This window comes from Devosia sp. (assembly GCF_041917035.1).
Taxonomy (GTDB): Bacteria; Pseudomonadota; Alphaproteobacteria; order Rhizobiales; family Devosiaceae; genus Devosia_A.
Genome location: NZ_JAYRYM010000022.1, coordinates 1 through 17,869, shown reverse-complemented (window position 1 = coordinate 17,869; position 17,869 = coordinate 1). Strand labels below are relative to the sequence as shown.

General features: G+C 67.4%; 18 protein-coding genes. 10 read left to right on the top strand and 8 right to left on the bottom strand.

Going from position 1 to position 17,869, the window contains the following annotated elements:
- The first annotated feature begins 101 nt into the window (after nt 1-101).
- Nucleotides 102-461, top strand: a complete 360-nt coding sequence (locus tag ACE3TU_RS04460) for an MmcQ/YjbR family DNA-binding protein (RefSeq protein ID WP_374620751.1) — start codon at nt 102-104, stop codon at nt 459-461.
- 3 nt (nt 462-464) lie between these two features.
- Here the strand turns inward: ACE3TU_RS04460 and ACE3TU_RS04455 are convergent, their stop codons facing one another.
- The 4 genes from ACE3TU_RS04455 to ACE3TU_RS04440 are packed head-to-tail and all read right to left on the bottom strand — an operon-like array spanning nt 465 to nt 3,677.
- Complete coding sequence (locus ACE3TU_RS04455; RefSeq protein ID WP_374620748.1) at nt 465-1,367, bottom strand: bifunctional methylenetetrahydrofolate dehydrogenase/methenyltetrahydrofolate cyclohydrolase; 903 nt, start codon at nt 1,365-1,367, stop codon at nt 465-467.
- A gap of 56 nt (nt 1,368-1,423) precedes the next feature.
- Nucleotides 1,424-2,167 carry a 5-oxoprolinase subunit PxpA gene (locus tag ACE3TU_RS04450; protein ID WP_374620745.1) on the bottom strand — a complete coding sequence of 248 codons (744 nt, stop codon included), beginning with the start codon at nt 2,165-2,167 and terminating at the stop codon, nt 1,424-1,426.
- On the bottom strand, nt 2,164-3,042 hold the full coding sequence (locus ACE3TU_RS04445) for a biotin-dependent carboxyltransferase family protein (RefSeq protein WP_374620743.1): 879 nt from the start codon (nt 3,040-3,042) through the stop codon (nt 2,164-2,166). Before ACE3TU_RS04445 ends, ACE3TU_RS04450 begins: the two co-directional genes overlap by 4 nt.
- A complete protein-coding gene (locus tag ACE3TU_RS04440) occupies nt 3,039-3,677 on the bottom strand; it encodes an allophanate hydrolase subunit 1 (RefSeq protein WP_374620740.1) in 639 nt (212 codons plus the stop codon). The genes ACE3TU_RS04445 and ACE3TU_RS04440 overlap by 4 nt, the downstream gene beginning before the upstream one ends.
- A 191-nt stretch (nt 3,678-3,868) precedes the next feature.
- Between ACE3TU_RS04440 and ACE3TU_RS04435 the strand changes: the two genes are divergently transcribed.
- Nucleotides 3,869-4,441, top strand: a complete 573-nt coding sequence (locus ACE3TU_RS04435; RefSeq protein ID WP_374620737.1) for a dihydrofolate reductase — start codon at nt 3,869-3,871, stop codon at nt 4,439-4,441.
- 4 nt (nt 4,442-4,445) lie between these two features.
- Here ACE3TU_RS04435 and ACE3TU_RS04430 read toward each other — a convergent pair whose 3' ends face one another.
- Nucleotides 4,446-5,591 (bottom strand): mandelate racemase/muconate lactonizing enzyme family protein, encoded by a 1,146-nt coding sequence (locus ACE3TU_RS04430; RefSeq protein WP_374620734.1) that lies wholly within the window; start codon nt 5,589-5,591, stop codon nt 4,446-4,448.
- Nucleotides 5,592-5,706: 115 nt separating this feature from the next.
- On the opposite strand from ACE3TU_RS04430, the gene ACE3TU_RS04425 reads away from it, so the two are divergent.
- Entirely contained in the window at nt 5,707-6,369 is a 663-nt protein-coding gene (locus ACE3TU_RS04425) for a GntR family transcriptional regulator (protein ID WP_374620732.1), read from the top strand.
- Nucleotides 6,370-6,378: 9 nt separating this feature from the next.
- On the opposite strand, the gene ACE3TU_RS04420 is transcribed toward ACE3TU_RS04425, so the two are convergent.
- The gene (locus ACE3TU_RS04420; RefSeq protein WP_374620729.1) at nt 6,379-7,011 is read right to left on the bottom strand and encodes a helix-turn-helix domain-containing protein; all 633 of its coding nucleotides are present in this window, start codon (nt 7,009-7,011) and stop codon (nt 6,379-6,381) included.
- Between the two features lie 33 nt (nt 7,012-7,044).
- Nucleotides 7,045-8,571 carry a M81 family metallopeptidase gene (locus tag ACE3TU_RS04415; RefSeq protein WP_374620727.1) on the bottom strand — a complete coding sequence of 509 codons (1,527 nt, stop codon included), beginning with the start codon at nt 8,569-8,571 and terminating at the stop codon, nt 7,045-7,047.
- Between the two features lie 210 nt (nt 8,572-8,781).
- Here ACE3TU_RS04415 and ACE3TU_RS04410 point away from each other — a divergent pair, with 210 nt between their 5' ends.
- From ACE3TU_RS04410 to ACE3TU_RS04380, 7 genes are all read left to right on the top strand, one after another.
- Nucleotides 8,782-9,969 carry a mandelate racemase/muconate lactonizing enzyme family protein gene (locus tag ACE3TU_RS04410; protein WP_374620725.1) on the top strand — a complete coding sequence of 396 codons (1,188 nt, stop codon included), beginning with the start codon at nt 8,782-8,784 and terminating at the stop codon, nt 9,967-9,969.
- A gap of 243 nt (nt 9,970-10,212) precedes the next feature.
- Nucleotides 10,213-11,466 (top strand): extracellular solute-binding protein, encoded by a 1,254-nt coding sequence (locus tag ACE3TU_RS04405; RefSeq protein WP_374620722.1) that lies wholly within the window; start codon nt 10,213-10,215, stop codon nt 11,464-11,466.
- A 68-nt stretch (nt 11,467-11,534) separates the two neighbouring features.
- The gene (locus ACE3TU_RS04400) at nt 11,535-12,482 is read left to right on the top strand and encodes a carbohydrate ABC transporter permease (RefSeq protein ID WP_374620719.1); all 948 of its coding nucleotides are present in this window, start codon (nt 11,535-11,537) and stop codon (nt 12,480-12,482) included.
- Nucleotides 12,483-12,486: 4 nt separating this feature from the next.
- Complete coding sequence (locus ACE3TU_RS04395) at nt 12,487-13,332, top strand: carbohydrate ABC transporter permease (protein ID WP_374620716.1); 846 nt, start codon at nt 12,487-12,489, stop codon at nt 13,330-13,332.
- 6 nt (nt 13,333-13,338) lie between these two features.
- Nucleotides 13,339-14,415: an ABC transporter ATP-binding protein gene (locus tag ACE3TU_RS04390; RefSeq protein WP_374620713.1), complete on the top strand. Its 1,077-nt coding sequence runs from the start codon at nt 13,339-13,341 to the stop codon at nt 14,413-14,415.
- A 26-nt stretch (nt 14,416-14,441) separates the two neighbouring features.
- A complete protein-coding gene (locus ACE3TU_RS04385) occupies nt 14,442-15,611 on the top strand; it encodes an enolase C-terminal domain-like protein (protein ID WP_374620710.1) in 1,170 nt (389 codons plus the stop codon).
- Between the two features lie 17 nt (nt 15,612-15,628).
- Nucleotides 15,629-17,512, top strand: a complete 1,884-nt coding sequence (locus tag ACE3TU_RS04380) for a hypothetical protein (protein ID WP_374620707.1) — start codon at nt 15,629-15,631, stop codon at nt 17,510-17,512.
- A gap of 16 nt (nt 17,513-17,528) precedes the next feature.
- Here the strand turns inward: ACE3TU_RS04380 and ACE3TU_RS04375 are convergent.
- The coding region (locus ACE3TU_RS04375; RefSeq protein ID WP_374620704.1) for an ABC transporter permease at nt 17,529-17,869 on the bottom strand (341 nt) is incomplete at its 5' end.

The window sequence follows — 17,869 nt, the reverse complement described above, 5'->3', positions numbered from 1 at the left end:
GGGGGCTTCGGGTCGATGACCGGTGTAGCCAATCGAATCCGATTGCGCCAGACTCGGCTCGGCGAGAAAGGACGATTGCCGCGGCGACGTGGAGGCCACCGATGTCGAGCGAACCCGAAATCGATCGCATGCTGCGCCTGTGCGCGGAGCGCGGACTGCCCGCGGTGACGATCGGCACGAGCTACGGGCGCCCCGCCCTGAAGGTCGGGCCGAGGAGCTTCGCCGCGGTCAGGAACCCCGGGGAGATGGTGCTTCACTGCCCTCTCGAGCACAAGGAACTGCTGATGGAGATGGCTCCCCAGCTCTACTGGCAGACCGAGCACTTCCGTGGATGGCCCGGGCTGCTCGTGCGCCTCGATGCGATTTCCGACGAGGAGCTGGGGCTGCGCCTCGAGGACGCCTGGCGCTTCAGGGCGTCCAGGCGACTGCAGCGGAGCTTTGCGGAACGCCGGCCGGCATGACTGCTACGGCGTCAGGTCGCGCGGCGGCTGCAGGCCGTTGATCAGCGATGCCGTCGTCACCGTGTTGGCCAATAGGCACACGATCGTCATCGGACCTACCCCGCCCGGCACCGGTGTGATCGCCCCCGCGACCTCGGCCGCGGCGGCATAGTCCACGTCGCCGAGCAGGCGTGTCTTGCCCTCGCCGCGCTCGGGCGCATCGATACGGTTGATGCCGACGTCGATGACCGTCGCACCCGGCTTGATCCAGTCGCCCTTGATCATCTGCGGGCGTCCGACGGCCGCCACGACGATATCGGCCCGGCGGACGACGTCGGCCAGATTCCTCGTCTTGGAGTGAGCGACCGTCACCGTGCAGTTCTCGCGCAGCAGCAGCTGCGCCATCGGCTTACCCACGAGGTTCGAGCGCCCCACGATCACCGCATTCAGGCCCTCGAGCGGGCCGAGCGTATCCCGCAGCAGCATCAGGCAGCCGAGCGGCGTGCAGCTCACGGGCCCCGGCAGCCCGATCTGCAGCTTGCCGACGCTGGCCGGCGTAAAGCAGTCGACGTCCTTGTCCGGCGAGATCGTCGCGATGATCCTGTTCGGGTCGATCTGCCTGGGGACAGGCAGTTGCACCAGAATCCCGTGGATCGCCGGGTCGGCGTTCAGCTTCTCGATCAGCGCCAGCACCTCGGCCTCGCTCGTGTCCTCCGGCAGCTCGTACTTTTCGGAGTGCATGCCGACTTCGACGGTCTGCCGCGCCTTCTGGGACACATAGATCTGGCTGCCCGGATCATGACCGACGATCACCACCGCAAGGCCCGGGGTGATGCCGTGCTCCCGCTTCAGGCGTTCCACGTGACCGGCGATCCGGACCCGCAGCCCCGCTGCGAAGCTCTTCCCGTCGATGATCCTGGCGCTCATGGCATGGCTCCTCTGGCAGGTGCGCCATATCGCGCAAGTTGCCGCCGGACGCAACCTCAGTAAGGCGCGGCTACGATGATGCCGTTCGCCTCGAGGGCAGTCCGGACGGCGCGGGCGATCTCCATGGCGGCGTGATTGTCGCCATGCACGCAGATGGATCTGGCCGACGAGCGCACGATACTGCCGTCGACGGCGACGATCTCGCCTGCCTGGGCCAGCCGCAGCACCCGGTCGACGATCAGGCCCGGGTCGTGCAGCACGGCGCCGGGCTCGCTTCGCGGCACCAGCAGGCCGTCGGGCAGATAGGCGCGGTCCGCATAGGCCTCGCGCACGACCCGGAAGCCCATCGCCTGCGCGACCTCGACCTGCGCGCTGCAGTCGATGGCCAGGACGGCGAGATCGGGGACGAGGCCGGTCACCGCGGCAAAGCACAGCGCCGAGACGACCGGCTCCTCCGCCGCCATGTTGGCCAAGGCACCGTGCAGCTTCAGAAAGCGCACCGCAACGCCCTCCTCCTCGGCGATCTCGACGAGGCGCCGCACCTGGCCGCGGACCTGCTCGTCCAGCTCGTCGGGCGGCAGCAGCAGGCGCCTGCGGCCGAAATTCTCCCGATCGGCAAAGCCCGGATGGGCGCCCACCGCGACGCCATGCGCACGCGCCAGCCGCAGCGCGGTCCGCATCGTCTGGTCATCGCCCGCGTGGCCGCCACAGGCGATCGACGCCGAAGAGACGATCGCGAGCAGAGCCTGGTCGGCCCCGCCGCCTTCGCCGAGATCGGCATTGATGTCGAACGTCGTCATTTCAGCACCCCCTGGGCCCGTGCCACGCTGACGGGCCGAAAGCGCACCTCGGTTCCCGGACGCGCCTGCGCGAAGCGGTCGAGATCGGCATCGATGACGGTGGCGATGCGCGGGTACCCGCCGGTCGGCTGATGGTCCCGCATCAGCACGATCGGGGTTCCGTCCCCGAGGATCTGGATGTCCCCCGGAACGACCGCATCCGAGACCAGCGACAGGGCGGAGGCCCCCCGAAAGACCTGTTGGCGATCGATCAACTGCACCCCCATCCGATCGAGGCGTGTGCCCACGACGAAGGCTTCGGCAACGAAACGGTCACGCGTTTCACCACTGAAGCGGTCGGCATGCAGGCCCCAGACGACGCGGAACGGCCCCTCGATAGGTGCGGTTGGCCGCGGATGGGGTGCGGAGCGACGCGCGATGGGAGGACCGAGCCGGAGCCTGTCCCCGGCCGCAAGTATCCTGCCCCCGAGGCCCACCGCCGTGTTCGTCGAGCAGCTTCCGAGCACGGCGTCGATCTCGATGTCCGCGCCGAAGCGGACGTAGCCGTAGTTGCCAAGCGGACCCGACGCGATATCGACCCTGTCGCCTGCTCTGAGCAGGGCTCGCGTCGGCCACGCCAGCTGCTGGCCATTGATGGTGAGCCGGTAGCTCCCGCCATCGAGGCCGATCGCCAGCGACGCGTCCGTCTCGAAGGCCAGCCCCAACGTAAACTCGATGCCGGTCGCCCCCGCCCCGCCGATCCACTGCCCTGCCCGTGCGAAGGCGCCTCGGTCCATCGGCCCCGACGCGCTGATCCCGTGCGCCAGCCAGCCCGGTCGCCCGGCATCCTGCACCGACGTCAGCGGGCCGGCCGACAGGATGCGCAGTTCGGTCACGTCGCGCCCTCGAAACGCACGCGGTCACCCGCAGCCAGATGCGTCGGCGGCGCCGCCGAAATGTCGAGATTGCGGAACTCCGTGTGCCCGATCACGTGCCAGCCGGTCGGGATCGGCGTCGAGGTGATCGCGGTCTGGCCTGCCGCGAACAGCACCGTGCCTCCCGGGACCCGCGGACGCACGGCCTCGCGACGCGCCAGGTGCAGGCCCTCGTCGTGAAACCCGCAATAGACGAACCCCGGGGCGAACCCCGTCGCCAGCACCCGCAGGGGCTTCTCGTTGTGGGCCGCGACGAACGCGGCCGGGCTCATGCCCAGGGTGTCGGCCACCGCATCGAGGTCGTCGCCGTCGAAACGGACCGGGATCACGTGGCTCGCCCCCTCGCCGAGGGGCTCGGCGGGCCCCGAGAGCAACACCCGCACCTCCCCCGCCAGCCTGTCGAACCCGATCACCCCTGGATCGTAGCGCAGCAGCACCGACACCAGGTTGGGAACGACTTCCACGACGCCGGGCAGCGCGGCGACCGCCGCACAGCGCCCGAAACCGATGGCCGCCGCATTGGCTGCGTCCGACAGGCTGTCGGCAAAGCGGATCAACAGCCCGCGATCTCCGAGCGGCAGGAGCGTTGGCGGCACGGCGACACCTCGTTTGCAGATTCCAGGTTTCACCCGCGATCAATCGTAGCTAAGAGCGCTCAGAGGAACAGTGGCAACGGCCTTCCGGTCAGGACGTACGGACTTCTCGGAGGCACTGCAACACAAAGACCGGAAGAGGTCCGGCGCGTCAGCGGCGCCGAAACGACCGCGAGCGTGCGAAAGGCGAGGCCATGCCCATACCGGGGTCCGAGGTTCACATCGAGGGGCACGCCATCGTGTCCGATGACGGCATGATCGCCTCCGCCGACGGCACGATGCCCGACCGGTTGCGGGTAGACGCCGACTGGCGCTGGTTTCAGGCGGCCCTCGACCGCGCGGCGCTCGTCGTTCTCGGCCGGCTGGGTCACCTCCGCCACCGCAATCCGGGGCGACGGCGACTGGTTCTCACCCGCTCGGTCACCGATCTGCTCGCCGATCCGGCCGACCCGCTGGCGACGTTGTGGAACCCGGCAGCATGCGGCCTCGCCGAGGCGCTGCATCGCCTGTCGATCGACCGGGGCACCGTCGCCATCACCGGTGGAACCGGTGCCTTCGACCTGGCGGTGCCCTGCTACGACAGCTTCGTTCTTTCCGAGGTCCGCGGCCTCGCGATCCCCGACGGCGTTCCCTGCTTCAGCACCGGCCATCCCCGTTTCGTGCTGCCGGGCGCCGGTCTCGGCCCCACCGACATGCACGCGATCGCCCCCGGCGTGATCCAGACCACCTGGACACGCGCCGCCCCGGTCACTGCCGGCCGCTGCTGAACTCTCACCCCCTGGCGGGGGCCACCCGCGGGTTGAACGGGGCCTCGCCGAGCTGGTCGCGCGGCAGCGGCTCCGGACGGGACCACTCGCGACGCGCCGATTCGTTGAGGACGAGGCCGTGGCCGGGGCGATCCGGGGCGTAGGCATAGCCATCGCGAATCTCGATCGGCTGGTCGACGAGGTGATCGTAGTTCTGGAACGAATACTCCAGCCACTCCACCTCCGGCAGTGCGCAGGCGGCATGGATGCCCATTTCGAGAAAAGTGTTGCCGAGCGATAGCGGGATCCCCATTTCGGCCGCCAGCCAGCCGATCCGCATCACGTCGGTCACCGGACCGTGGACGTAGAGAATGTCGGTGCCTTCGGCGAGCAGCAGCTGGCGCTTGCCGGCGGCGTCGAGGTACTCGCCCGAGTTGATCATCGTGAAGGGCACCGCCTCGCGCAGCATCCTGAGCCCCTCGAAATCGTTGCGCAGGATCGGATCCTCGACCCAGAGCAAGTCGTAGCCGGCATCGCGGATGGCGATGATCTTGGCGGCGGCCTCCTTGGCGCCCCAGGCTTCGTTGGCATCGATCATGATCTTGGCGCCCGGACGGACCGTCTCCGCCAGCAGCTTCAGCCGGTTGAGGTCCCAGTCGAAATCGGCGTGCCCGACCTTGATCTTGAACGCACGATAGCCGATCGCATCCGCATGGGCGAAGAAGCGCACGAACGCCTCGTCGCTGAGGTGGAAGTCGAGCCCGCTGGCATAAGCCCGGACCCGGTCGCGACGGCTGCCGAGATACCTGTGCAGCGGCAACCCCACTTCCTTCGCCGCAAGGTCCCAGCAGGCAACCTGCAGGGCCTCGTGGAAAGGCAGCGAGTACGGACGCTGATTGCCGCCTCTGGGGCGGCTGATCCGATGCGCCAGGGCGGCCGGCGGCTGCCCCTCGAGCGCCGGCCACGCCTCGGCGCGAAACACCCGCTCGATCTCGCGCACCGCCGGCAAAGGAAAGAACAGCGTCTGGATGAATCCCAGGCCGATCCGCCCGTCATCGGCGATCAACTCGAGGGTCGCCACGTTGACATCGTCGATGCGGACCTGGCTGTCGCCGATGACACGGTCGCGCGCGTACTGGAATCGGGTTATCCGGAAATCGGCAAGGCGCATGTCAGCCCGTCTCCTGATCGACTAAGCGTTGCTTCTGATATATCATCTTGCGGTTCTAATAGACCAAGCCCGAAACCGTCACAAGTAGCGGGTCGTTTTTGCGGGGGTTCCCGACGTGGATGAGGGACCGGACAAGCGGCGCCTGAGCGACATCGCCTATGCGCGCATCCTCGAGAGCCTGTTCGACAAGCGCCTGCCCGCAGGCGCCTTCGTGTCGCAGAACGATCTCGTCCGGCTGCTGGGCGTCCCCGTGGCGCCGATGCGCGATGCGCTCAAGGTGCTCGAGACCGAGGGCGTCGTCACCATCCATCCCCGTTCGGGCATCCAGTTCGTCAAGCCGGGCATGGAACTGACCCGCTCCACCTACCAGTTCCGCGGCATCATCGAGCGCACCGCCGTGGCCGTCTACGCGGAGACGGGCGACGAGGCCGAACTGGCCGAGCTGAAGCGGCGACACCTCGCCCTGATCGCACTGATCGAGAACGAGGGCCTGTCTCCCAGGGCGCGCGAGGAGTACGAGGCGCTCGAGAACGGGCTGCACAACAGCATCGTCGCCAGCCTCAACAACCCGCTCATCGAAAAGACCTACAAGCGCATGCACAACTATGTGCGGCTGGTGCGGCTGGATCGCAAGTTGACCGGGCCGATCGTGCTGCGCTCGCTGCGCGAGCACATGGACATCATCCAGGCCTGCGAAGCGCGCGACGCCGAGCGTGCCGTTGCAGCGCTCCAGGCCCATTTCACCGCCGCGCTGCAGCGCCTCATGGGCATGTACTGAAGCAGCCCGCTAGGGCTGCCGTGGACCCGAGGACGACCAGATCACGCTGAGCACCCGCGCCTCGCCCGCCCCGATCGATATCAGCGCGTGCGGGATGTTGCTGTTGAAGTAGAAGCTGTCGCCCGCACGCAGCCGGAATGTCCCCGTATCGGCCAGCACGAGGTCGATCGCGTCCTCGAGCACGTACAGGAACTCCTGTCCCGGATGCGCCAGCAACGGACCAAAGTCCTCCAGCGAGCGCGCCTTCACCGTGTTGATCACCGGCACCATGCGACGCATGTTGTAGTCGGGGCACAGGTAGCTCGCCGCATAGGTCTCGCTGTCGTGGCGCTGCCCCTCGCCATGCCGGGTGAGCGTCCAGCTGTTCGCGTTGGCTTCGGTGAGATCGGGGTGGAACAGGTCGGCGACGTCGATGCCGAACCCGCCGGCGAGCTTGACCAGGTTGCCGAAAGTCAGCGACAGCTGGTTGTTCTCTATCCGCGAGATCGTCGACAGCGACAGGCCGCAGCGGCGGCTCGCCTCCGCCAGGGTCCAGCGCCGTGTTTCCCGCAATCGCCGGATCATGTCGCCAAGCTCGCCGCGCTGGCCGTTGGCGGAGGGCAATTCGCCGGCCGGGCCGGCATGCAAAGCTCGTTCGGGCATCGGGGCCTTTGCTGGTGATCTGGCGCACGGCGCCTAGCGGCGCGACCGGGCGCCGAGGAAAGCAGCGTACTCGGGATTGAACCCGTCGTCGAAGGGGAACAGCGGCCGGCCGGCCTGTGGAATGGCGATGTGCTTGAGGTCCGGCGTCGTCGGGCCGGGCGTATCGAGGATGAACGTCGCTGCCGCATCCTCGTAGACCTGCTGGTAGTTCATCGGGTTCTTGACCACGATGAACTTCAGCTTGCGCACATCGAGGCCGAGCGCGCGGAACTGCTCGTCGGCATACTCGTAGCTCGGGAAGCTGGCGACCACGACGCGGGCCGCGCCGATCGAGAGCAGTGCCGAGGGGCCCATCTCGGCCTCGGTGTTGCCGTAGATGCCGCCCGAATAGCGGAAGCGCCCGTCCGACACCCGCTCGACCCTGGCCGTCCGGGCCAGCGGGGCCCCATAGGCGGGATCGAGTTTGTTGCCCAGGGCGACGGCAATCTCGGCGCCGACTCCGGCCGCCACGGCCTGCGCGGCGGTCTCGGGGTCGACGATGATCGTCGCCGCCGTCGCATCCGGCGCGAGTTCCAGCAGGCGCTGCAGCGCCGCGACGCTGTCGCCGGAGGCTCCGCCTCCGACACAGTCCGAGGCATCGACGAGAATGACCGGGCTGCCCGCGATGTTCAGTCCGCGACGGATGGCGTCGTCCACCGCAACGATGTCGATGTCGAAGTCGTGCCTCAACTCCCAGCCGCGATGGGCGATCGCCGCGGCGATCTCCGTCGCGCGAGCGACGTTGGCATCGGTCACCGCCACGCCGGTGAAGCCAAGCCCCGGCAGGTCCAGCCAGGGCTGCGGGGCGAAGTAGCTCACCGACAGGGCGTCGCCCGCGGCCTCGTAGCTGCGGGCCAGCCGATAGAGCTGCACCATCGGCGTGTGTCCCCTGGTGCGCTGCTTGAGGCTGGGGATGATCGCCGGAATCCGGCACATGCTGGTGACGGGACGGATCTCGCCGTCGAGCGTCCTCAGCAGCAGTCCGACCGCCCTCTGCCCCGTCTCGAACCCGTCGTCATGCGGATAGAGCTGGTAGGCCAGCGTGATGTCGGCCGCATCGAGCATGCGCTGGGTCAGGTGTCCGTGCAGGTCGTAGCTGACCGCGACCGGCACGGAGCCGACGATGTCGCGGACCTCGTCGAGGATTTCCCCTTCCGGATCGTCGACGCCTTCGCACAGCATCGCGCCATGCAGTGCCAGGTACACGCCGTCGACGGGCATCGCCCTGCGCAGCCGGGCCAGCAGCTCGCCCTTGAGGTCGGCCCAGCAGGCGGCAGTGACCCGCCCCCCGGCGCCACCATGCGTCGCAAGCAGCGGCAGGATCTCTGCCCCGCGCAGCCGCAACACGGCGAGGGCGCCGGCATGTTCGGTCGTTGTGTCCGCAAGGTCGGTGGCAATCTCGTCCCCGACCTTGAGGTACTTCTGCTCGAACGCGTCGCGCGCCGACCGCATGGGGGAGAGCGAGTTACCCTCGAAGGCGATGCCGCCGACGGCGATGCGATAGCGACGCTGCAACGACATTTCAGGGCTCCCAGACAGGACCGGAGAGGTCGAGGCTTTTCGTATACGCAAATCGTCCGCTGCTCAAGCCCACGCTGCCCCTGCGACCTCAAGACTAGCGGACCGCTCTCCTACGTCGCGACTCTCAGATTTTGCGGATACGCAATTCTGTGATTGACCGTGTCACGCCCTCCCGATAGCGTCAGCGGCACATCGAAGGAGGACGCCGGCATGCGCATAGACGACATCCGAGTCACCACGCTGGTCTGCGCCTACCCCGAGCAGCACCGGTTCCGGTATGCCGGCGGCCGCTGCACGCACCGCGTCACCTCGCTGATCGAGGTGGTTGCCGATGACGGCACGATCGGCATCGGCTCGGCATACTCGCACCCGCGACTGGTTGAGATCGCCGTCACCGACCAGGCGCTGCCGTTGCTGCGCGGCGAGGAAGTCGACGATATCGGGCGTCTCTGGCGCATCATGTATGCGGGTACGCGCTGGTTCGGGCGCAAGGGGGCCGTGATGTCCGCTATCGGAGCGGTCGAGGTGGCGCTCTGGGACCTCCTGGGCAAGCAGCGGGGCCTGCCGGTGCATCGCCTGCTCGGCGCGGGCCGCGTTCGCTCCGTGCCGGCCTATGCGAGCGCCCTGCTCTGGGCCGATCACCTGCCCGACCTGACGAGCGAGGCCGCACGGCACCGCGACGCCGGTTTTCGCCGCATGAAGATGCGCCTCGCTCGCAGTCCGGACTACGACATCGCCGCCCTCGATGCGGTCGTCGCGGGTGCCGGCCCCGATGCCGAGGTGATCGTCGACGGCTCCATGCGCTACTCGATCGACCAGGCCCGGCAACTCAGCGGAGAACTGGCGCGACGCAAGGTCTTCTGGTTCGAGGAACCCCTGCAGCCCGAGGACATCGAGGGCTTCGCCGCGCTGCGCCCGCAATCGGCCGTGCCGCTTGCCGCCGGCGAGAACGAGTTCGGCGTCCAGGGTTTCGCCGAATTGCTGCGCAGCGACGCCGTCGACATCGTGCAGCCCGACGTGTCGCGCTGCGGCGGCATCGGCGAGGCCCGCGCCGTCGCCGAACTGGCGGCACGGGCCGGCAAGAGATTCGCCCCCCACAGCTGGTCCGACGCCATCGCCGTGATGGCGAACGCCCAGGTCGTCGCCAGCATGCCCAACGGCATCACCGTCGAGGTCGACCGGTCGCACAACCCCTTCGTGGACGAGTTGCTGGTTTCGCCCCTGACCGTGCGGGACGGGCTGCTGGAACTTCCCGATTCCCCCGGCCTCGGCGTCGAAATCCGACCCGAGATCGTCGAGCGGTATCGCCTGCCGGCCGGCGCTCCGATGCCCCCCGGCACCTACTCCGACATGATCTTCGGCGGTGAGCGGCTGCACCAGATCGCGCCCTTCGGATGAGGACTGCAGAAAGTATCATTGCCGACGGGGTTGATCTATCATAGCCTTATGAATGATATATCACGGCAGGCAGCGGGCCGTCGTGAGGATGACGTGACCCGCCCGCCCGCGCCGTTCGCACGGCCATACGATGACTCAGCGGGCGTCTTTTCGACCGCCGGCCGACCGCAGCGACCGAGGGGGCCACGCCTGAACTAGGTGCCTGAGCAACGCGAGTTTTTCGCACAAGGGGAGGACTATCCGATGACCATCAGATTTGACCGGCGTTCCATGCTGAAGCTGGGCGGCGGTGCTCTAGCCGCCTCGGCCCTGCTGCCGAAGGGGGCGTTCGCGCAGTCGACGTCCATCAACTACTGGCACACGTTCACCAGCCAGTCCGAGCAGGCCGGTCTCGACAGCGTCATGGCCCTGTTCAAGGCAGCCCACCCCGACATCAGCGTCACGCCCGAGAACATCCCGAACCCCGAGTTCATGGCGAAGATCACCGCGGCCGTGGTGTCGGGAAGCCGTCCCAATGTCACCATGGTGTCCTCGGAGCGCTTCCGCGACCTGCTCGCCATGGGCGCCCTGATCGACATGACGGATCGCGTTTCCAACTGGGAGCGGCGCGCCGATTTCGACGACTCCCGCTTCGCCTCGATCAGCCTCGACGGCAAGACCTACGGCGTGCCGGGCTTCGCCTTCGTCGACTGGATGTACTACCGCAAGGACTGGTTCGAGGAGGCCGGCATCGCCGTGCCGACCACCTGGGTCGAGCTGCGCGAGGCGGCCATCAAGCTGACCGACGCGTCCAAGGGGCGGTACGGCTACGGGCTGCGCGGCGGCCCCGGCGGCCAGAACATCATCATCAACATGATGGAGGCCTTCGGCTCGCCGGTGCTGCATGCCGACGGCACCATCGGCCTCGACCGCGATAAGGCGATCGCCGCGATCGACTTCTTCGCCGGTCTCCTCGTCAAGGACGGTGCCGTGCCGCCCAGCGCGGCCAATGACGGCTTCCGCCAGATCATCGAGGGCTTCCAGACCGGCCAGACGGCGATGATCTACCACCACACCGGATCGTACCAGGACATCGCCTCCAAGCTCGAGCCGGGCAAGCAGTTCGGCACCATGGCCATCCCGGCCGGACCGGCGACGCGCGTCGCTCGGCTCGCCTACGCGTACAACACCATCACCAAGGAGGAGGGTGCGGACGCGGCCTGGGAGTGGATCAAGTTCTGGGGCGAACCCGATGCGGCCGTGGCCTTCCTCGAAAAGACCGGCTACTTCCCGGCTTCGACCGTCGCCGCGCAGGACCAGCGCATCATCGGCAACCCGATGTACGCCGCTGCCGCCGACACCCTCGCTTTCGGCATCCCACAGCCGAGCTTCCCGGGTGCGGCCGGTTGGGCGGAGAGCTCCGTGCTCCCGAACTTCCAGCGCGTGCTGATCGGCGAAGCGACGGCCGAGCAGGCCGTCGACGAAATGATCGCCGGGCTCGCCGAAGCCACCGCCTGAGTGACGTGGGCGACCGGGCCCTGCCCGGTCGCCCCGCCCCGACACCGCCGTGCCAACCGGGAGGCCCGATGAGCCGCGCCGCCTATCCGCCACCGCGCACGATCTGGGAGAGCGTCAGCCCGATCCGCTTGATCTCCGAGCTGTCGGAGACCAGGTACTGGATGTACCTGCTCCTGCTGCCCAGTGCGCTGCTGATCACCGCGGTGGTGCTCTACCCGACTGTCTATGGGATGCAGATGAGCTTCCGCGAAATGCGGCTCAACCGTCCCGATCTCGGCACCGACTGGGTGCTGTTCAAGCACTATGCGCGCATGCTGGCCGATCCGATCTTCTGGACGTCGCTGCGCAACACGGCCGTCTGGGTCACGTCCTCGATCGCCCTCGAGTTCCTTATCGGCCTCGTCGCGGCCCTGGCGCTCAACCGCAACCTGCCGGGCACCAAATTCCTCGCGGTGCTGATCCTGCTGCCCTACTTCCTGCCCAATGTGGTTGCCGGCCACATGTGGGCGCTGATGCTCGATCCGCGGATGGGCGTGATCAACGACCTGCTGGTCCGCACGGGCCTGCTGACCGGCTACAAGGCCTGGTTCGCCGATCCCTCCACCGCCATGGCTGCCGCCATCATCGTCGAGACCTGGCACAGCTTCCCGTTCTTCACGCTGCTGATCATGGCGGGCCTCAAGGGCATACCCTCGGACCTCTACAAGGCCGCCGATATCGACGGCGCCGGCGCCTTCGCGCAACTGCGCCTGATCACCCTGCCGATGCTCAAGACCATCATTGCGGCCGCGGTGATCCTGCGCGTCATCGGCCTCGTGAATTCGCCCGACCTGCTGCTCATCCTCACCAGCGGCGGGCCGGGGCGCTCCACCCAGGTGCTGTCGCTCTACGCCTTCCAGATGGCCTACAAGGACTTCAACTTCGGCTACGCGGGCGCGCTCTCGGTGGTGATGTTCGTGCTGCTGATGCTGTTCGCCTGGGCCTACATCCGGCTCTCCAAGGTCAATCAGGACTAGCGCCATGACCCAGACCCGCACCGGCTCGAAGATGCTGTGGGACCTCGCCAGCTACGCCGTCCTGGTGCTGCTCGCCCTCGTCTGCGTGTTCCCGATCATCTGGACCTTCCTGACCTCGATCAAGGTCGAGGAGGACATCGTCACCCGCGAGATGGTGTATTTCCCGACCCGCTTCACCTTCGACTGGTACGTGCGGCTGTGGTCGCAGTCGGGCTACCCGGTGCTGGTGATGAACAGCCTGATGGTGACGAGCCTCACCGTCCTCATCTGCCTGTTGACCGGCACGATCGCCTCCTACGCCTTCTCCCGCTTCCACTTCCCCGGCCGCACCCAGCTGATGCTGGGATATCTGGTGGTGCGCATGTTTCCGGCGGTGCTGATGATCATCCCGCTGTTCATCGTGATGCGCCAGGTGGGCCTGCTCGACAGCACGCACGGCCTGGCCATTGCCTATACGAGTTTCCTGCTGCCGCTGTTCGTGTGGATGCTCAAGGGCTTCTTCGACGCGGCGCCCAAGGAACTGGAGAGCGCGGCGCGCATCGACGGTTCGACACGCCTCGGCGCCATGTTCCGCATCGTCATTCCGATCGCCCGCAACGGACTGGTCGCCACCTGCGTCTTCGTCGCCATCGCGGCCTGGAACGAGTACCTGTTCGCCCTGATGCTGACCACCAGCCAGGGCTCGCGCACCTGGCCGGTCGGGCTGCAGCTGATGGTCGGCGAGTTCCAGCTCCCCTGGGGCATGCTGGCAGCGGGCGGCATGATTTCCATCCTGCCGGTGATCGTCCTGTTCGCCTTCGTGCAGCGCGTCATGGTTGCCGGCATCACCGCCGGCGCAGTCAAGGGTTAGCAGCCGATGGCAACACTCTCCATCAAGGGCGTCAGGAAGAGCTTCGGCTCGGTCGAGGTGCTCAAGAACATCGACATCGAGCTGGAGGATGGCGGCTTCCTGGTGCTTCTGGGCCCGTCCGGATGCGGGAAATCCACCCTGCTGTCGATCATCGCCGGGCTCGAGCCCAGCTCCGGCGGCGACGTCCTGATCGGGGACCGCAACGTCAACAACGTCCATCCCAAGGACCGCAACATCGCCATGGTGTTTCAGTCCTACGCCCTGTACCCGACCATGTCGGTGCGCCGCAACATCGGGTTCGGCCTCGAGATGCGCAAGGTCGATCCGCAGGCGCGCGAGACCGAGGTGAACAAGGCGGCGGCCATGCTGCAGATCGAGCACCTTCTCGATCGCAAGCCGGGGCAGCTGTCCGGGGGCCAGCGCCAGCGCGTGGCGATGGGCCGCGCCATCGTGCGCGATCCCGACCTGTTCCTGTTCGACGAACCGCTCAGCAATCTCGATGCCAAGCTGCGCGTCGAGATGCGCACCGAGATCAAGCGGCTGCACGATCGTCTCGGCACCACGGTGGTCTATGTGACGCACGACCAGATCGAGGCGATGACACTGGGAACGCGCGTCGCCGTGATGAAGGGCGGCGTCATCCAGCAACTCGCCGAACCCCAGACCATCTACGAGAAGCCGGCCAACATGTTCGTTGCCGGGTTCATCGGCTCGCCGACCATGAACTTCCTGTCCGGCCGGCTCGAGCGGGCCGATGGCGGGCTTGTCCTCAGACATGGCGATGCCGCCTTGCCGCTCACCGAACTGACGCAGGACGCCGGCGCCTATGTCGGCAAGCCGGTCGTCGCCGGCATCCGCCCCGAAACCCTCCATCCGGGGTCGGGGGGCAGCACGCTGACCGGCACGGTCGACGTGGTCGAACCTACGGGGCCTGACACCATGGTCATCCTCAATGTCGGCGGACAGATGCTCACCGCTCGCGTCGGATCGCGCGATCGACCGAAGCTGGGCGAGGCGATGACCCTCAGCGTCGACACCGCCGCAATCAACCTGTTCGATCCCGACAGCGGCGACCGCATCTAGGCACTCCACACCCGCAAGGCAACCCGATGAAAGACCTTCGCATCAAGCGGCTCACCGTCCACGAGTACAAGTGGACACAGCGCGAACTCGGCTTCGACTATAACGGCTTCAACCACGTCTACCTGAAGGGCGGTGCGGTGCCGCGCACCGACTTCGTCTTCACCATCGAGACGGAAGCCGGCATCACCGGCGAGTATGCCGGCGGCGTCGGAGTCTCCTATGCGCAGGTGGCGATGGCGGCCCAGTACCTGATCGGCAAGAACGCGCTCGAGCGCGAGAAGATCTGGAATGACCTGAAGCGCGCCCTGCGCAAGCACGACAAGTTCGGCATGGGCCCCATCGACATGGCGCTGTGGGACATCGCCGGCAAAGCCTACGGGGTACCGGTCTACGAACTGCTCGGCGGCTACCGCAAGAAGCTGCCGGCCTACGCCTCGACCTATCATGGCGACGAGAATGGCGGCCTCGACAGTCCCGAGGCCTTCGGCGAATTCGCCGTGCAGTGTCGCGAGATGGGCTATCCGGCCTTCAAGATCCACGGCTGGGGGAACGGCCCGGTCGAGCGTGAGGCTGCCACCGTGCTGGCGACCCGCAGGGCGGTGGGCGCCGGGATGGACCTGATGATCGATCCCGGCTGCGAGTACCAGAACTGGAGCGATGCGCTGAAGGTCGGCAAGGCCTGCGACGAGGCCGGCTACTTCTGGTACGAGGACCCCTACAAGGACGGCGGCCTGTCCGCCTATGCCCACAAGAAGCTCAAGCAGTTCATCAAGACGCCGATCCTGCTGGGCGAGCACGTGCGCGGCATCGAGCTCAGGGTCGACCAGCTCATCGCCGAGGGGACCGACTACGTGCGCGCCGACACCGACTATGACGGCGGCATCACCGGCGTCATGAAGCTGGCCCACGTCGCCGAGGGCTTCGGTATCGACGTCGAGATCCATGCACCGGGACATGCTCCCCGCCACTGCATGGCGGCGATTCGCAACACCAACTACTACGAGTTGGGCCTCGTTCATCCCAAGGTCCCGGGCTGGAAGTCGCAGAACCGCATCCACGCCGACGGCTATTCCGACGACCTCGACGCGGTCGACTCCGATGGCTGCGTCGACGTGCCGGAGGGTCCGGGGCTGGGAGCCGTCATCGACTGGGACTGGCTGAAGACCGTCGAGACGGGCAAGGCGGTCTACGAATAGCGGCTTTGTCCCACCCGATGAACATCCCCACCATCACCATCGACACGATTGCGCCGATCCCGCGCTGGGCCCTGCTCGAACGGCAGATCATCGCAACCCTCGACCGGGCCGCCATCGAGTTCGCCGACCGCTACACCAGGGGCGACGGCACGTTGATCTGGCGCGACCGCTGGCCCGGCATGGATGGCTCGGACGACCCCTACGAGGGGTTCATGAACATGCCGCTGTTCTACGCGCTGGGCGGCAGCGAAGAGGTCTATCGCCGCTCGCGCACCATCTGGGACGGCATCACCTGGCAGTGGACCGAGTACGGCCAGATCCATCGCGAGTACGACGCCTATTACGACTGGATGCATCACGGCGAGAGCAACCTGTTCTTCTACTTCTTCGGTCTCGCCGATCCCGCCGTCCTCAAGGACCGTCAGCGCGCCCGGCGCTTTGCCGGCTTCTACAACGGCGAGGATGCCGAGGCGGCGAACTGGGACGCCGCGCGGCGCCTGATCCGGTCCCCCATTACCGGCAGCCGCGGCCCGCGATTCGTCCAGACCGCGGAGGACTGGTCGACCCACCGCGAAATCCTCGACAACTACCTGCCGCCTTTCGAGGACCTGCCGGGGATCGATCGCTACGGCAACCGCACGCCGTGGTCGGAAGACGCCACCTATGCCGAGATCCTGCAACGCATCAACGAGCGGCAGTCACGCGGCGACGTGCCGCTCAATCTCGGCGCCACATCGCTGATGACCCACGCCTTCCTCTACACCGGGGAGGAGCAGTACCGCGCCTGGGTGCTCGACTATCTCGAGGCCTGGCGCGAACGCACGGCCCGCAATGGCGGCATCACCCCGGACAATGTCGGGCTCTCCGGCGAGATCGGCGAATACAATGACGGCAAATGGTGGGGCGGCTACTACGGGTGGCGCTGGCCGCATGGGTCGTTTTCGCTGCTCGAGCCGCTCTGCGTCGGAGCCACCAACGCCGCGCTGCTGACCGGCGACATGCGCCATCTCGATCTGCCGCGCTCGCAGCTCGACATGCTCTGGGCGCTGCGCCGCGACGAAGGCGGCCGCAGCCTCGTTCCCAACCGCCACTATGACGAGGGCTGGCGCGACTACCGCCCCATGCACCCGATGTACGCGGTGTACCTGTGGAACCTCTCGATGGCGGAGGAGGATGCCGAACGGGCCGAGCGCGGCTGGACGGGCGAGCTGTTCGACACGGTCAACCCCGCCTACCACGGCTATGGCGCCAGCAATGGCGGGCACATGGGGTTCAACGGCAACACCGCGCAGTGGTTCCGCTTCATGCGCGGCCGCTATCCCGGCTATCCCGAGGCGCTGCTCGAAGCCAATCTCGAGACCATCGCCCGGCAGATCGCCACCTATCGGCTGCCCGAGAACGATCCCGAGACCATGGATCACTACCGGGAATCGATGACCATCCACATGTGGCAGCAATTGACCCCGATGGTCATCGAGGGGCTGGCGCAGCTGACGCTCGGCGGGCCCATGCACGTCTATCACGGCGGCCTGCAGCAGGCCCGGCCGCGCTATTTCGATGCCGTCTCGCGCCGCCCCGGGCTGCCGCCGGACGTGGCCGCCCTGGTCGAGGGCCTCGGCGCGGACGAGGCGACCGTCAGCCTCGCCAACACCAGCCTCCTCGAGGTCCGCGAGCTGATCATCGAAGCGGGCGTCTTCGGAGAGCACGACTTTGTCAGTGCCCGGCCGGAGGGCGGCGACGCCATCCCGGTGTCCGGCCGCTGGCTGCGCGTCGTGCTGCAGCCGGGAACCGTGGCCAGGCTGACGCTCGGCATGCATCGCTTCGCCAGTCGGCCCTCATACGATACGCCCTGGCAGGCGGCCGCCGGTGCCGTCGAGCTGCTGGCCGGGCGCAACGGCTGACGGCGCGCCCGGTTCGTCAGCTCCCCTGCTGCGGGCTGGCGCGGGCGATTTCGCCGATGCGGCGTCGGGCCCGGAAGACGCCCCATTGCTGGTCGACCAGCACGCCGATCAGGATGACGCCGCCCATCACCGCGAAGTTCAGAGAGGAGGGAATGCCGAGCAGGTTCACGAGGTTCTGAAGCTCCTGCAGCAGGACCGTACCGAGGACCACGCCGACGATCGATCCCTCGCCGCCACGCAGCGAGAACCCTCCCAGAACCGCGGCCGCAATGGCGTAGAGTTCGTAGAAATTGCCCTGCGAGGACGGCTGCACGGACCGGGTGTACATGGCGAAGAACACCGCCGCGAGCGCGGTCA

What these genes read in the sequence shown, in the direction of transcription:
- ACE3TU_RS04455 (WP_374620748.1), bottom strand. Translation starts at nt 1,367, where the DNA reads ATGAGCGCCAGGATCATCGACGGGAAGAGCTTCGCAGCGGGGCTGCGG.
- ACE3TU_RS04385 (WP_374620710.1), top strand. Translation starts at nt 14,442, where the DNA reads ATGAAAGACCTTCGCATCAAGCGGCTCACCGTCCACGAGTACAAGTGG.
- ACE3TU_RS04390 (WP_374620713.1), top strand. Translation starts at nt 13,339, where the DNA reads ATGGCAACACTCTCCATCAAGGGCGTCAGGAAGAGCTTCGGCTCGGTC.
- ACE3TU_RS04415 (WP_374620727.1), bottom strand. Translation starts at nt 8,571, where the DNA reads ATGTCGTTGCAGCGTCGCTATCGCATCGCCGTCGGCGGCATCGCCTTC.
- ACE3TU_RS04400 (WP_374620719.1), top strand. Translation starts at nt 11,535, where the DNA reads ATGAGCCGCGCCGCCTATCCGCCACCGCGCACGATCTGGGAGAGCGTC.
- ACE3TU_RS04380 (WP_374620707.1), top strand. Translation starts at nt 15,629, where the DNA reads ATGAACATCCCCACCATCACCATCGACACGATTGCGCCGATCCCGCGC.
- ACE3TU_RS04460 (WP_374620751.1), top strand. Translation starts at nt 102, where the DNA reads ATGTCGAGCGAACCCGAAATCGATCGCATGCTGCGCCTGTGCGCGGAG.
- ACE3TU_RS04420 (WP_374620729.1), bottom strand. Translation starts at nt 7,011, where the DNA reads ATGCCCGAACGAGCTTTGCATGCCGGCCCGGCCGGCGAATTGCCCTCC.
- ACE3TU_RS04405 (WP_374620722.1), top strand. Translation starts at nt 10,213, where the DNA reads ATGACCATCAGATTTGACCGGCGTTCCATGCTGAAGCTGGGCGGCGGT.
- ACE3TU_RS04430 (WP_374620734.1), bottom strand. Translation starts at nt 5,591, where the DNA reads ATGCGCCTTGCCGATTTCCGGATAACCCGATTCCAGTACGCGCGCGAC.
- ACE3TU_RS04395 (WP_374620716.1), top strand. Translation starts at nt 12,487, where the DNA reads ATGACCCAGACCCGCACCGGCTCGAAGATGCTGTGGGACCTCGCCAGC.
- ACE3TU_RS04450 (WP_374620745.1), bottom strand. Translation starts at nt 2,167, where the DNA reads ATGACGACGTTCGACATCAATGCCGATCTCGGCGAAGGCGGCGGGGCC.
- ACE3TU_RS04435 (WP_374620737.1), top strand. Translation starts at nt 3,869, where the DNA reads ATGCCCATACCGGGGTCCGAGGTTCACATCGAGGGGCACGCCATCGTG.
- ACE3TU_RS04410 (WP_374620725.1), top strand. Translation starts at nt 8,782, where the DNA reads ATGCGCATAGACGACATCCGAGTCACCACGCTGGTCTGCGCCTACCCC.